12 protein-coding genes are annotated in these 13,610 nt (G+C 71.1%); 9 read left to right on the top strand and 3 right to left on the bottom strand.

What is annotated here, in order from left to right; translation table 11 throughout:
• Positions 1-40: 40 nt before the first annotated feature.
• Genes desA through ACGF5T_RS13935 form a run of 4 tightly spaced genes read left to right on the top strand, consistent with a single transcriptional unit; the run spans position 41 to position 5,067 of the window.
• Positions 41-1,483, top strand: a complete 1,443-nt coding sequence (gene desA, locus ACGF5T_RS13920) for a lysine decarboxylase DesA (protein ID WP_356603656.1) — start codon at positions 41-43, stop codon at positions 1,481-1,483.
• The gene (locus ACGF5T_RS13925) at positions 1,467-2,747 is read left to right on the top strand and encodes a lysine N(6)-hydroxylase/L-ornithine N(5)-oxygenase family protein (protein WP_356603658.1); all 1,281 of its coding nucleotides are present in this window, start codon (positions 1,467-1,469) and stop codon (positions 2,745-2,747) included. The genes desA and ACGF5T_RS13925 overlap by 17 nt, the downstream gene beginning before the upstream one ends.
• On the top strand, positions 2,744-3,298 hold the full coding sequence (locus ACGF5T_RS13930) for a GNAT family N-acetyltransferase (RefSeq protein ID WP_356603660.1): 555 nt from the start codon (positions 2,744-2,746) through the stop codon (positions 3,296-3,298). The genes ACGF5T_RS13925 and ACGF5T_RS13930 overlap by 4 nt, the downstream gene beginning before the upstream one ends.
• On the top strand, positions 3,295-5,067 hold the full coding sequence (locus tag ACGF5T_RS13935; protein WP_361010851.1) for an IucA/IucC family siderophore biosynthesis protein: 1,773 nt from the start codon (positions 3,295-3,297) through the stop codon (positions 5,065-5,067). Before ACGF5T_RS13930 ends, ACGF5T_RS13935 begins: the two co-directional genes overlap by 4 nt.
• A 69-nt stretch (positions 5,068-5,136) precedes the next feature.
• Here the strand turns inward: ACGF5T_RS13935 and ACGF5T_RS13940 are convergent, their stop codons facing one another.
• Positions 5,137-6,741 carry a beta-N-acetylhexosaminidase gene (locus tag ACGF5T_RS13940; RefSeq protein ID WP_366767279.1) on the bottom strand — a complete coding sequence of 535 codons (1,605 nt, stop codon included), beginning with the start codon at positions 6,739-6,741 and terminating at the stop codon, positions 5,137-5,139.
• Between the two features lie 98 nt (positions 6,742-6,839).
• Between ACGF5T_RS13940 and ACGF5T_RS13945 the strand changes: the two genes are divergently transcribed.
• From ACGF5T_RS13945 to glmS, 3 genes are all read left to right on the top strand, one after another.
• Positions 6,840-7,724 (top strand): DUF4429 domain-containing protein, encoded by an 885-nt coding sequence (locus tag ACGF5T_RS13945; RefSeq protein ID WP_356603666.1) that lies wholly within the window; start codon positions 6,840-6,842, stop codon positions 7,722-7,724.
• 88 nt (positions 7,725-7,812) lie between these two features.
• On the top strand, positions 7,813-8,070 hold the full coding sequence (locus tag ACGF5T_RS13950; RefSeq protein ID WP_004987724.1) for a hypothetical protein: 258 nt from the start codon (positions 7,813-7,815) through the stop codon (positions 8,068-8,070).
• 33 nt (positions 8,071-8,103) lie between these two features.
• On the top strand, positions 8,104-9,921 hold the full coding sequence (gene glmS, locus ACGF5T_RS13955; protein ID WP_356603668.1) for a glutamine--fructose-6-phosphate transaminase (isomerizing): 1,818 nt from the start codon (positions 8,104-8,106) through the stop codon (positions 9,919-9,921).
• Between the two features lie 120 nt (positions 9,922-10,041).
• Here the strand turns inward: glmS and ACGF5T_RS13960 are convergent, their stop codons facing one another.
• On the bottom strand, positions 10,042-10,611 hold the full coding sequence (locus ACGF5T_RS13960) for a GPR1/FUN34/YaaH family transporter (protein WP_356603670.1): 570 nt from the start codon (positions 10,609-10,611) through the stop codon (positions 10,042-10,044).
• A 127-nt stretch (positions 10,612-10,738) separates the two neighbouring features.
• Complete coding sequence (locus ACGF5T_RS13965; protein ID WP_053131343.1) at positions 10,739-11,266, bottom strand: universal stress protein; 528 nt, start codon at positions 11,264-11,266, stop codon at positions 10,739-10,741.
• 293 nt (positions 11,267-11,559) lie between these two features.
• Between ACGF5T_RS13965 and ACGF5T_RS13970 the strand changes: the two genes are divergently transcribed.
• Together ACGF5T_RS13970 and ACGF5T_RS13975 are read left to right on the top strand one after the other, a co-directional pair.
• Entirely contained in the window at positions 11,560-11,910 is a 351-nt protein-coding gene (locus tag ACGF5T_RS13970) for a hypothetical protein (RefSeq protein WP_356603672.1), read from the top strand.
• Positions 11,911-12,297: 387 nt separating this feature from the next.
• A complete protein-coding gene (locus ACGF5T_RS13975) occupies positions 12,298-13,488 on the top strand; it encodes a helix-turn-helix domain-containing protein (RefSeq protein WP_356603674.1) in 1,191 nt (396 codons plus the stop codon).
• The last annotated feature ends 122 nt before the right edge of the window (positions 13,489-13,610 follow it).

A 13,610-nucleotide genomic window follows, 5' to 3' on the forward strand; every position in this document is an offset into this window, starting at 1 on the left:
CCCGCCCCTCTCGGACCTGTCCCCACCGGAGGACCCCCCCATGCGCTCGCACCTGCTCAACGACGCCACCGCGGAGCAGTACCGCCGCTCCGTGACCGAAGGAGTCGAGCGGGTGGCCGCCAGAATCGCCACCACCGACCGCCCGTTCACCGGCATCGCGGTCGACGCCCTCTCCCCCCGCATCGACGAGATCGACCTCGACCGGCCGCTGCACGACACGACCGCGGTCCTCGACGAGCTGGAGGACGTCTACCTCCGCGACGCCGTCTACTTCCACCACCCGCGCTACCTCGCCCACCTCAACTGCCCGGTCGTCATCCCGGCCGTGCTCGGCGAGGCGGTCCTGTCCGCCGTCAACTCCTCGCTGGACACCTGGGACCAGTCGGCCGGCGGCACGCTCATCGAGCGCAAACTGATCGACTGGACCACCGCCCGCATCGGCCTCGGCCCCGCCGCCGACGGCGTGTTCACCTCCGGCGGCACCCAGTCCAACCTCCAGGCGCTGCTCCTGGCCCGCGAGGAGGCGAAGACCGAGAACCTCGCCGACCTGCGCGTCTTCGCCTCCGAGGTCAGCCACTTCAGCGTGAAGAAGTCGGCGAAACTGCTCGGCCTCGGCCCCGACGCCGTCGTCTCGATCCCCGTCGACCACGACAAGCGCATGCAGACCGTCGCCCTCGCCCGCGAACTGGAGCGCTGCGCGCAGGACGGCCTCGTCCCCATGGCCGTCGTCGCCACCAGCGGCACCACCGACTTCGGCTCCATCGACCCGCTGCCGGAGATCGCCGGACTGTGTGAGCAGTACGGCGTGTGGATGCACGTGGACGCGGCCTACGGCTGCGGGCTGCTCGCCTCCCTGAAGTACCGGGACCGGCTGACCGGCATCGAGCGGGCCGACTCGGTCACCGTGGACTACCACAAGTCCTTCTTCCAGCCGGTGAGTTCCTCCGCCGTGCTGGTCCGGGACGCGGCCACGCTGCGCCACGCCACCTACCACGCGGAGTACCTCAACCCGCGCCGCATGGTGCAGGAACGTATCCCCAACCAGGTGGACAAGTCCCTCCAGACCACCCGCCGCTTCGACGCGCTCAAGCTGTGGATGACGCTGCGCGTGATGGGCGCCGACGGCATCGGGCAGCTCTTCGACGAGGTGTGCGACCTGGCCGCCGAGGGCTGGCGACTGCTCGCCGCCGACCCGCGCTTCGACGTCGTCGTCGAGCCGAGCCTGTCCACCCTGGTCTTCCGCTACATCCCGGCGGCCGTCACCGACCCCGCCGAGATCGACCGCGCCAACCTGTACGCCCGCAAGGCCCTGTTCGCCTCCGGCGACGCCGTGGTCGCGGGCACCAAGGTGGCCGGACGCCACTACCTGAAGTTCACCCTGCTCAACCCCGAGACGACCACGGCCGACATCGCCGCCGTCCTCGACCTGATCGCCGGCCACGCCGAGCAGTACCTGGGAGAGTCCCTTGACCGCGCTTCCTGAGTCCACCACGACGTACGACTTCGTGGGGATCGGCCTCGGCCCCTTCAACCTCGGCCTGGCCTGCCTGACCGAGCCCATCGCCGAACTGAACGGCGTCTTCCTGGAGTCCAAGCCGGACTTCGAGTGGCACGCCGGCATGTTCCTGGACGGCGCCCACCTCCAGACCCCGTTCATGTCGGACCTGGTCACGCTCGCCGACCCGACGTCCCCGTACTCCTTCCTCAACTACCTGAAGGAGAAGGGCCGGCTCTACTCGTTCTACATCCGGGAGAACTTCTACCCGCTGCGCGTCGAGTACGACGACTACTGCCGCTGGGCCGCGAACAAGCTGAGCTGCGTCCGCTTCTCCACGACGGTCACCGAGGTGACCTACGACGAGCGGGACGAGCTGTACGTCGTCGCGACCACCGGCGGTGACACCTACCGCGCCCGCCGCCTCGTCCTCGGCACCGGCACCCCGCCGCACATCCCGGACGCCTGCCGCGGTCTGGCGGGGGACTTCCTCCACAACTCGCGCTACATGCAGCACAAGGCCGAGCTCCAGAAGAAGGACTCGATCACGCTGGTCGGCAGCGGCCAGTCCGCCGCCGAGATCTACTACGACCTGCTCAGCGAGATCGACGTCCACGGGTACCGGCTCAACTGGGTGACGCGCTCCCCGCGCTTCTTCCCGCTGGAGTACACCAAGCTCACCCTGGAGATGACCTCCCCGGAGTACGTGGACTACTACCACGCGCTGCCGGAGGACACCCGCTACCGGCTCACGGCCGAGCAGAAGGGCCTCTTCAAGGGCATCGACGGCGACCTGATCAACGAGATCTTCGACCTGCTCTACCAGAAGAAGCTCGGCGGTCCGGTCCCCACCCGGCTGCTCACCAACTCCGCCCTGACCGACGCCCGGTACGCGGACGGCACGTACACGCTCGCCTTCCGCCAGGAGGAGCAGGGCCGGGACTTCGAGATCGAGACCCAGGGCCTGGTCCTGGCCACCGGCTACAAGTACGCCGAGCCGGAGTTCCTCAAGCCCGTCCGGGACCGGCTGCGCCACGACGCGCGGGGCAACTTCGACGTCGCCCGCAACTACGCCGTCGACGTCACCGGGCAGGGCGTGTTCCTGCAGAACGCGGGTGTCCACACGCACAGCATCACCAGCCCCGATCTGGGCATGGGTGCCTACCGCAACAGCTACATCATCCGAGAGCTGCTCGGCACCGAGTACTACCCGGTCGAGAAGTCGATCGCGTTCCAGGAGTTCAGCGCATGACCACCCCCACGAAGGCCGCCGGCCTCGGCGCCCTGACCATCCGCCCCCTCGACCCGCTGAAGGACGCCGCCCTCCTGCACGGCTGGGTCACGCACCCCAAGTCCGCGTTCTGGATGATGCAGGAGGCGAAACTGGTCGACGTCGAGCGCGCGTACATGGAGATAGCCGCCGACGAGCACCACCACGCCTTCATCGGCCTGCACGACGGCGTCCCCGCCTTCCTGATGGAGAAGTACGACCCGGCCCACCGCGAGCTGACCGGTCTGTACGAGCCCGAGCCGGGCGACGTCGGCATGCACTTCCTGGTCGCCCCCACCGACCGCCCCGTGCACGGCTTCACCCGGGCCGTCATCACCGCCGTCATGGCCGAGCTGTTCGCCGACCCGGCGACCGCCCGGGTCGTCGTGGAACCGGACGTCGACAACAAGGCCGTCCACGCCCTGAACGCAGCCGTCGGATTCGTGCCCGAGCGCGAGATCCAGAAGCCGGAGAAGAAGGCGTTGCTGAGCTTCTGCACCCGCGAGCAGTTCGAGAAGGCGGTGTCCGCATGAGCCTCGCCGACGCCGTGGCCCACCTCTCCCCCGAGCGCTGGGAGCAGGCCAACCGCCTCCTGATCCGCAAGGCCCTGGCCGAGTTCACGCACGAGCGGCTGCTCACGCCGGAGCACACCGCCGGCGACGCCTACGTCGTCCGCGGCGACGACGGCGGGACCGAGTACCGCTTCACCGCCACCGTCCGGGCCCTGGACCACTGGCAGGTGGACGCCGGCTCGATCACCCGGCACCGCGACGGCGCGGACCTGCCCCTCGCGGCGCTCGACTTCTTCGTCGAGCTGAAGGAGACGCTGGGGCTGAGCGACGAGATCCTGCCCGTCTACCTGGAGGAGATCTCCTCCACCCTCTCCGGAACCTGCTACAAGCTCACCAAGCCGAAGCTCACCTCGGCCGAGCTGGTGGACAGCGGCTTCCAGGCGATCGAGACCGGCATGACCGAGGGCCACCCCTGCTTCGTCGCCAACAACGGGCGGCTCGGCTTCGGCATCCACGAGTACCTCTCGTACGCCCCCGAGACCGCGAGCCCGGTCCGCCTGGTGTGGCTGGCCGCGCACCGCTCGCGGGCGGCGTTCACGGCGGGCGTGGGCATCGAGTACGAGTCCTTCGTCCGCGACGAACTGGGCGAGGGGACCGTCGACCGCTTCCACGGGGTGCTGCGCGAGCGGGGCCTGGACCCGGCCGACTACCTGTTCATCCCGGTCCACCCCTGGCAGTGGTGGAACAAGCTCACCGTCACCTTCGCCGCCGAGGTCGCCCGCGGGCACCTGGTCTGCCTCGGCGAGGGCGACGACGAGTACCTGGCCCAGCAGTCCATCCGGACCTTCTTCAACTCCTCGCACCCCGAGAAGCACTACGTGAAGACGGCCCTGTCCGTTCTCAACATGGGCTTCATGCGCGGCCTGTCGGCGGCGTACATGGAGGCGACCCCGGCCATCAACGACTGGCTCGCCCAGCTCATCGAGGGCGACCCGGTGCTCAAGTCGACGGGTCTGACGATCATCCGGGAGCGGGCGGCCGTCGGCTACCGGCACCTGGAGTACGAGCGGGCCACCGACCGCTACTCGCCGTACCGCAAGATGCTGGCGGCGCTGTGGCGGGAGAGCCCGGTCCCCTCCCTCCAGGAGGGCGAGACGCTCGCCACCATGGCCTCGCTCGTCCACGTCGACCACCGGGGCGCCTCCTTCGCGGGCGCGCTGATCGAGCGGTCGGGGCTCACGCCCACCGAGTGGCTGCGGCACTACCTGCGGGCCTACTTCGTCCCGCTGCTGCACAGCTTCTACGCCTACGACCTGGTCTACATGCCGCACGGCGAGAACGTCATCCTCGTCCTGAAGGACGGCGTCGTGCAGCGGGCGATCTACAAGGACATCGCCGAGGAGATCGCGGTGATGGACCCGGACGCGGTGCTGCCGCCGGAGGTCTCCCGGATCGCGGTCGAGGTCCCCGAGGACAAGAAGCTGCTGTCGATCTTCACGGACGTCTTCGACTGCTTCTTCCGCTTCCTCGCCGCGAACCTGGCCGGCGAGGGGATCGTCGAGGAGGACGCCTTCTGGCGGACGGTGGCCGAGGTCACCCGCGCGTACCAGGAGTCGGTGCCGGAGCTGGCCGACAAGTTCGAGCGGTACGACATGTTCGCGCCCGAGTTCGCGCTGTCGTGCCTCAACCGGCTCCAGCTGCGCAACAACAAGCAGATGGTGGACCTCGCCGACCCGTCCGGCGCGCTCCAGCTGATCGGCACCCTGAAGAACCCCCTCGCGGGCCGGTAGCGAAGGCCCCCACGGACGAGCGGGCACCCCGGAGACGGTCCTCCGGGGTGCCCGCTTCGGCGTGTGCCGTCAGTCGGCCCAGGGGACCTGCGGTGACCGGTAGTAGTCGATGCCCATCGCCTCCCAGCGGGGGGCCTGCGCGGCGAGCCGCACCTTGTAGGTGTCCCAGTCGTGCGTCGAGGCCGGGGACCAGCCCAGCTCGGCTGCGCCCGGCAGCCGCGGGAAGGCCATGAAGTCGAGCTGGTCCGGGTTCTCCAGGGTCTCCGTCCACATCGGCGCCTCGACCCCGCGCACCGCGGAGGCCGGGGCACCCGGCAGATAGGCGCCCGGGTCCCAGTCGTAGGAGCGCCGCACCTCCACGTAGCCCGCCCAGGACAGGCCCAGCGGGGTGTCCTTGGTGTACTTCATGTCGAGGTACGTCCGGTCGGCCGGGGACAGGATCAGCCCGGTGCCGTTCCGCGCGGCCTCGGCGACCCGCGCCTTCTCCGCGTCGCTGGTCCGGTCCAGACCCCAGTACTGGACCAGCGCGCCCTCGGCCGGGTTCGCCCCGGCCAGCTGGTGCCAGCCGACGACCGTCTTGCCGTGCGCGGCGACGATCGGCTGGACCCGGTCCATGAACCTCACGTAGTCGTCGTGCGGGGTGGAGTGCGCCTCGTCGCCGCCGATGTGGACGTAGCGGCCCGGGGTGAGGGCGGCCAGTTCCCCGACGACGTCGTCGACGAAGTCGTAGGTGACCTCCTTGTCGACGCAGAGCGAGCTGAAGCCGACCTCGATGCCGGTGTACAGCGGGGGTGCCACGCCGTCGCAGTTCAGCTCCGCGTAGGAGGCGAGGGCCGCGTTGGTGTGGCCGGGCATGTCGATCTCCGGGACGACCTCCAGGTGGCGGGAGGCGGCGTACCGCACGATCTCCTTGTAGTCGGCCTTCGTGTAGAAGCCGCCGGGGCCGCCGCCCACCTCGGTGGAGCCGCCGTACGTCGCCAGGCGCGGCCAGGAGTCGATGGCGATGCGCCAGCCCTGGTCGTCGCTGAGGTGCAGGTGGAGCTTGTTGTACTTGTAGAGGGCGATGCGGTCGATGTAGCGCTTGACCTCGTCGACGCCGAAGAAGTGCCGGGAGACGTCCAGCATGGCGGCCCGCCACTCGTAGCGCGGGGTGTCCTCGATGGTGCCGCCCGCCACCAGCCAGGGGCCGGGCTGCACGGAGTCCTTCTCGACCCCGGCGGGCAGGAGCTGGCGGAGGGTCTGGACGCCGTGGAAGAGGCCGGCCGTCTCCCGGGCGGTGATGGTGACACCGGCGCGGCCGCTGTCGAGGCGGTACCCCTCGGCGCCGTACGGTCCCGCCGCCAGGCGCAGCCGGATGCCGCCCTGGCCGTGCGAGGTGACGGGCAGTCGGTAGCCGGTGGAGGGCCGCAGGACGTCCGCGAGGTAGTCGCCGACCCGGCGCGCCCCGTGTGAGTCGTCCACGCGGATGCGGGTGCCGCCGGTGATGCGGTACGGGGCGCCGCCCGGGTCCACCGAGGCCGGGGCCGGGATCACCTGGTGCAGGGGGGTCGCCGCCGTCGCCCGGGTCGGCGCCGCGCCGGTGGTGACGGCGCAGGCCGTCGCGACCAACAGCAACGAGCCCAGCAGACGGGTCAGTCGGGGGGTCGTGCTGTGGTGCCGTCGATGAGGTCTCACGTGCGCTCCCTCGTGAGGCGTACAGAGATGTGTCCCAGAGGGTATGGACCACGGTCCCGCACCACCACCCCGCGCCACGACGATGGAACAATCTCCACATGGCGGAAATCATCCAGAAGGACGGCACGTGGGTCTTCGACGGCGACACCCTGCGGCTGACTCCCGGACGGGACAAGAACGTCAGCCTGCTCCGCCGGGAGCTGGGTGAACTGAGCGTCCCGCTGGCGGCGTTGGCGGGCATATCGTTCGAGCAGGGCAAGAAGTCCGGGCGGCTGCGGCTGCGGCTGCGGGACGGCGCCGACCCGCTGCTGCACGCCACCGGCGGCCGGCTGGCCGAGCCGCACGACCCGTACCAGCTGACCGTGGAGGCCGACCGGTACGGCGTCGCCGAGTACTTCACCGACGAGGTGCGCAACGCCCTGCTCCTGGACCAGGTTCCGTCCGGGCCGGTCGACGCCTACCTGCTGCCGGGGCCCTCCGTGCCGCTGTCGGTGTCCGCCGGGGACGGCGTCGCGAGCTTCGACGGGGAGCGCGTCCGCCTGGAGTGGAAATGGCAGGCGGAGGACGCCAAGTCGGCCGCCGGTCCGCGCACCCTCCCCCTCGCCGACATCGTCGCGGTGGAGTGGCAGCCGACGGTCGGCCTGGAGAACGGCCACCTCCGCTTCACCGTGCGGGCCGCGCCGAGCAAGGTGCCGCCCAAGTACGACCCCAACGCCGTGGAGCTGTGGGGGTTCAAGCGGGACCCGCTGATGGCCCTGGTCGCCGCGGCCGTACAGGCCCGCCTTCCGCATCCGTCCGCCCCCGCGGCCCTGGAGGACGCCCGGCCGGCCGAGGACCCGCCGGCCCCGGCCCCCGCAGCCGCCGAGGACGACCACGACGCGCTGCTGCGCCGGCTGCGGGAGCTGGGCGAACTGCACCGCTCCGGGGTGCTCACGGACGAGGAGTTCACCCTCGCCAAACAGGCGGTGCTGAAGCGCATGTAGCGGCGCTCACCGACCAGCCGACAGCACGCCTGCCCGAAATCGGGCAGGATTCTTGCGAAACCCTCACCGGTACCCCAGGATCTACCGGGTGCACGACGAACTCGTTGATCATCTGACGCGGTCCACGCCCCTCAGCCGGGGCGAGGCGCTGCGCGTGGTCCAGGACGTGCTCGCCTACTTCGACGAGACGACCGAGGAGTACGTCCGTCGCCGCCACCGCGAACTCCAGGCCCAGGGCCTGGTGAACGCGACGATCTTCGAACGGATCGAGGCGGACCTGAAATACCGGGCGGTCGCACCGCCGGAGCTGTCGCTCCGCCAGCTGCGCCGCATCGTCTACGGCTGAGAAGCCGAAGAGGAACACGAGGTTTACGTATACATGTGCGGAATCGTCGGATACATCGGCAAGCGTGACGTCGCGCCCCTGCTCCTCGAGGGCCTCCAGCGACTGGAGTACCGCGGCTACGACTCGGCGGGCATCGTCGTCACCTCCCCGAAGGCGACCGGCCTGAAGATGGTCAAGGCCAAGGGCCGGGTCCGCGACCTGGAGGCCAAGGTCCCGGCGCGCTTCAAGGGCACCACCGGCATCGCCCACACCCGCTGGGCCACCCACGGCGCCCCGTCCGACGCCAACGCCCACCCGCACATGTCGGCCGACCAGAAGGTCGCCGTCGTCCACAACGGCATCATCGACAACGCCGCCGACCTGCGCCGCAAGCTGGAGGCGGACGGCGTCGAGTTCCTCTCCGAGACCGACACCGAGGTCCTCGTCCACCTCATCGCCCGTTCCGAGGCGGCGAAGCTGGAGGACAAGGTCCGCGAGACCCTGCGGGTCATCGAGGGCACCTACGGCATCGCCGTGATGCACGCCGACTTCCCCGAGCGCATCGTCGTCGCCCGCAACGGTTCGCCGGTCGTCCTCGGCATCGGCGAGAAGGAGATGTTCGTCGCCTCGGACATCGCCGCGCTGGTCGCCCACACCCGCCAGATAGTCACCCTCGACGACGGCGAGATGGCCACCCTCAAGGCGGACGACTTCCGCACCTACACCACCGAGGGCACCCGCACCACCGCCGAGCCGACCACCGTGGAGTGGGAGGCCGCCTCCTACGACATGGGCGGCCACGACACCTACATGCACAAGGAGATCCACGAGCAGGCGGAGGCCGTGGACCGCGTGCTGCGCGGCCGGATCGACGACCGCTTCTCCACCGTGCACCTCGGCGGCCTCAACCTGGACGCCCGCGACGCGCGGGCCGTGCGCCGGGTGAAGATCCTCGGCTGCGGCACCTCGTACCACGCGGGCCAGATCGGCGCCCAGATGATCGAGGAGCTGGCCCGCATCCCCGCGGACGCCGAGCCCGCCTCCGAGTTCCGCTACCGCAACGCGGTGGTCGACCCCGACACCCTGTACATCGCGGTCTCCCAGTCCGGTGAGACGTACGACGTGCTGGCCGCCGTCCAGGAGCTGAAGCGCAAGGGCGCCCGCGTCCTCGGCATCGTCAACGTGGTCGGTTCGGCGATCGCCCGCGAGGCCGACGGCGGCATGTACGTGCACGCCGGCCCCGAGGTCTGCGTCGTCTCCACCAAGTGCTTCACCAACACCTGCGTGGCCTTCGCGCTGCTCGCCCTGCACCTCGGCCGCACCCGCGACCTCTCGGTGCGCGACGGCAAGCGGATCATCGAGGGCCTGCGCAAGCTGCCCGCGCAGATCGCCGAGATGCTGGAGCAGGAGGAGGACGTCAAGAAGCTGGCCGCGCAGTACGCCGACGCCCGCTCGATGCTCTTCATCGGCCGCGTCCGGGGCTACCCGGTCGCCCGCGAGGCCTCCCTGAAGCTCAAGGAGGTCTCCTACATCCACGCCGAGGCCTACCCGGCCTCCGAGCTGAAGCACGGCCCGCTCGCGCTGATCGAGCCGGCCCTGCCGACGGTCGCGATCGTGCCGGACGACGACCTGCTGGAGAAGAACCGCGCGGCGATGGAGGAGATCAAGGCCCGCAGCGGCCAGATCCTCGCGGTCGCCCACCAGGAGCAGGAGAAGGCCGACCACACCATCGTCGTCCCGAAGAACGAGGACGAGCTGGACCCCATCCTGATGGGCATCCCGCTGCAACTCCTCGCCTACCACACGGCCCTGGCCCTCGGCCGGGACATCGACAAGCCGCGCAACCTCGCCAAGTCGGTGACGGTGGAGTAGGTCTCCCCGACCGGCCCTCCCGAACCGGCCGGCCGCCCGGAACGGGCCCCCGTGTGCGCCACCACGCACCGGGGGCCCGTCCTCGTCGCCGGGGAGCCGCCCGCCCCCCGGCCCGCGCGGCTAGCCGGTGGCCGTCACACCCCGGCGCCCGGCGCGTCGCGGGACGGCCGTCGGCCAGTGGGCCAGGGCCGCGGTCGCCGCGTACCAGGCGACCGCCCCCGCGGCGACCGCGAGCCAGCCGCCCGCCTTGCCCAGCACCTCGCCGTCCGCGAGGACGGCGATCGCGAGGAGCAGCAGGGACACGCCGAGCAGCCCGTGCGTCGCCTGCCCGAGCAGGTCGCCGCCTGCGGCCGTCAGGGAGAGGGCGACCAGCGCGAACAGGAGCAGGAAGAGCCCCGAGGCGTTGGCGGAGGCCTGGTGGCCGGCCGAGACGGCCCAGGTGAACCAGAGCGCGCCGAGTACGGCGAAGGCCGTGCCGGTGACGGTGTCCCGGTAGCGCAGGGCCAGCAGACCGGCGACGAACAGCGCGACCCCGCCGACGTACTGAGCGAGGGTCACGGCGTCCGCCGCCGTCACGCCGTCGATCACGCCGGTGTGACCGAGGCCGAAGGCCAGCAGGGTGATGCCGAGGGCGAGTCGGCCGACGACGATGGTGGTGGTGGTGCTTCCCGCGGAGACGTCGTTGTCCACGGCGGGCTCCCTTCGTGCAGGTGCGTGGTGCGGTGCACCATATGCCCTTCACAAGGGCACAAACACCCCTACGCGTCGGTAGGTTCACGCTGCATGACGGGAAGGGACCGGCTCGCCGCCGAGTCCGCTACGGGATGACCACCACGGGCCGCTGCGCCCGCTTGGCGAGCCGTCCGGCGACGGAGCCGAACAGCCGGCCCACCAGGCCGTGGCTGGACCCGACGACGATGGCGTCCGCCTCGTACTCCCGGCCCACCTCCTCGAGCTCGTGGCAGATGTCGCCGCCGCGCTCGACCAGGATCCAGGGCACCTCGGAGAGGTAGTCCGCGCACGCCAGCTCCAGACCCAGCACCTCGGTGCGGTGGTCCGGCACGTCGACGAAGACGGGCGGCTCGCAGCCGGCCCACACCGTGGTGGGCAGCCGGTTGGCGACATGCACGATGACCAGACCCGAGCCGAGCCGGCAGGCCATGCCGATGGCGTAGGCGAGGGCTCGCTCACTGGACGTGGAGCCGTCGAAGCCCACGACGACACCGTGCTTGAAGGCTGGGTCGCAGGACTGGCGTGGCTCTTCGGCCGCCAGGGGCTCGGCCGCCGTGGGCTCGGCGACGGGCCGCTTGCGGTCCGCGGGTTCGAAGAATGAGTGACCGGCCATGGCTGTCTCGGCGTTTTTATCCTCTATGGGGGACGAGAGTGAGCGGCGGAGCTGTGTCCGGGAATGGTCTTCCCAAGCCCATACCCCCAAGGGTACGGGGCCACGCCTCCTTCGCCCGGATCCCGCGGATGGTCCGCCGCGGGGTTCACCGGAGCATGCACGAGGGGCGCCCGTAACGCAATGGTTGCTGCGCTGTACAGGCGGTTTGCGCAGGATTCAACTGTCCGTGATCGATCGTGACCGACGCACTCCCCGGGCGTTGATCTCCGTGCCGCCAGCCCCAGGGAGCACGCATGTCCGGACCGCACCGCACCGCCCGGCCGCCCTCCGGAGCGACCGCACCCGCGCCCGCCGCGCCGCCCCGGGACGGCGTCACCGATCTCGTCCGCTGGGCGGCCTTCAGCTGCTTCCTCGTCCCGCTGGTGCTCCTCTGGTACGGCGCCTCCTTGGCCGGCACCGCCGGCACGGCCCTGGGCCTGGCCGCCGTCACCGGCGCCTGCCGTCTGCTGCTGCGCCGGTCCGAACGGGTCGCGGCCCGGCAGACGGGGCCGGCCCGCGGTGCGCGGGCCGGGCACCGGCACCGCGCCGCACCGGCCGCGCGACGGGGCGGACGGCACGCCGGGGAAAACACACCGGTCGACTGACCGGTTTCCGCGCACACGTCCGCTCCTTTTCAGCCAACTTCCAGGGGTGGCTCATCCCTGCCCCTCACCACCCCCCATCCCCCGTTCCACCTGCACGGAAAGGGTCTCAGGGGCCCTGCGCACCCTACGGGGATTGGCCACTGACACAAGGCGCACTTCCCTGTGGCGCCCCGGAGTGCAACGCTTCGTGATCGACTGCTTCACGCCAAGTTGCCATGTCGACAATGTCCCAAGTGCCGAACCGGCCACCTCGGCACGACCGGACACAGTAGATTCGATCTTGACTGTCTACGGCGGGGGACTCGTGCAGGACCGAGGGGAAACGTGCTGGAGCGACAGGCCCGACCAGTTAGGGGCGCCGCGACCACCGAGGGGGGCTTAGCAGTTATGAGCCACGACTCCACTGCCGCGCCGGAAGCCGCGGCCCGGAAGCTCTCCGGGCGACGCCGCAAGGAGATCGTCGCAGTGCTGCTGTTCAGCGGCGGTCCCATCTTCGAGAGTTCCATACCGCTGTCGGTGTTCGGGATCGACCGCCAGGACGCCGGCGTACCGCGCTACCGACTCCTGGTGTGCGCCGGTGAGGAAGGCCCCCTGCGGACCACAGGGGGACTGGAACTCACCGCGCCCCAGGGGCTGGAGGCGATCGCCCGCGCCGGGACGGTCGTCGTGCCCGCCTGGCGGTCGATCACCTCGCCGCCACCCGAGGAAGCCCTCGACGCCCTGCGCAGGGCGCACGAGGAGGGTGCCCGCATCGTCGGCCTGTGCACCGGCGCGTTCGTGCTGGCGGCGGCCGGGCTGCTCGACGGCCGGCCCGCCACCACCCACTGGATGTACGCGCCGACGCTGGCCAAGCGCTATCCGTCGGTCCATGTCGATCCGCGCGAGCTGTTCGTGGACGACGGGGACGTGCTGACGTCGGCGGGCACGGCCGCGGGCATCGACCTGTGCCTGCACATCGTGCGCACCGACCACGGCAACGAGGCGGCCGGCGCGCTGGCCCGCCGCCTGGTCGTACCGCCGCGCCGCGCGGGCGGGCAGGAGCGCTACCTCGACCGGTCTTTACCGGAGGAGATCGGCGCCGACCCGCTCGCCGAGGTCGTCGCCTGGGCGCTGGAGCACCTCCACGAGCAGTTCGACGTGGAGACGCTGGCGGCCCGCGCGTACATGAGCCGGCGCACCTTCGACCGGCGGTTCCGTTCGCTGACCGGCAGCGCGCCGTTGCAGTGGCTGATCACCCAGCGGGTGCTCCAGGCGCAGCGCCTGCTGGAGACGTCGGACTACTCGGTCGACGAGGTCGCGGGCCGCTGCGGCTTCCGCTCACCGGTCGCCCTGCGCGGCCACTTCCGCCGGCAGCTCGGCTCGTCCCCGGCCGCCTACCGGGCCGCCTACCGGGCGCGCCGCCCCCAGGGCGAGCGTCCGGTGGACCCGGAGTCCGGCGCCGAGGGGGTCTCCCGGGCCCCCGTGCCACCGGAGAACGGGGCCCTGCCGTCGGAGGGCGCGGTCCCGTACCAGACCCGCCGCACGGCACCACCGATGCCGGCGGCGGCCGGCCTGCCGGGGCCACGCAGCGCACCGTGACATGACACCGCCCACGCCGGACGACCCCACCCGGGCCGTCCGGCACGGCGGCTTGTGGGGGGCTATGGCCCGTTGGGGGTTACGGCCCGTAGAGGGCTACGGCCCGGTCGGGCACCCCCGGC

This window comes from Streptomyces sp. NPDC047853, from assembly GCF_043204535.1.
Classification (GTDB): domain Bacteria; phylum Actinomycetota; class Actinomycetes; order Streptomycetales; family Streptomycetaceae; genus Streptomyces.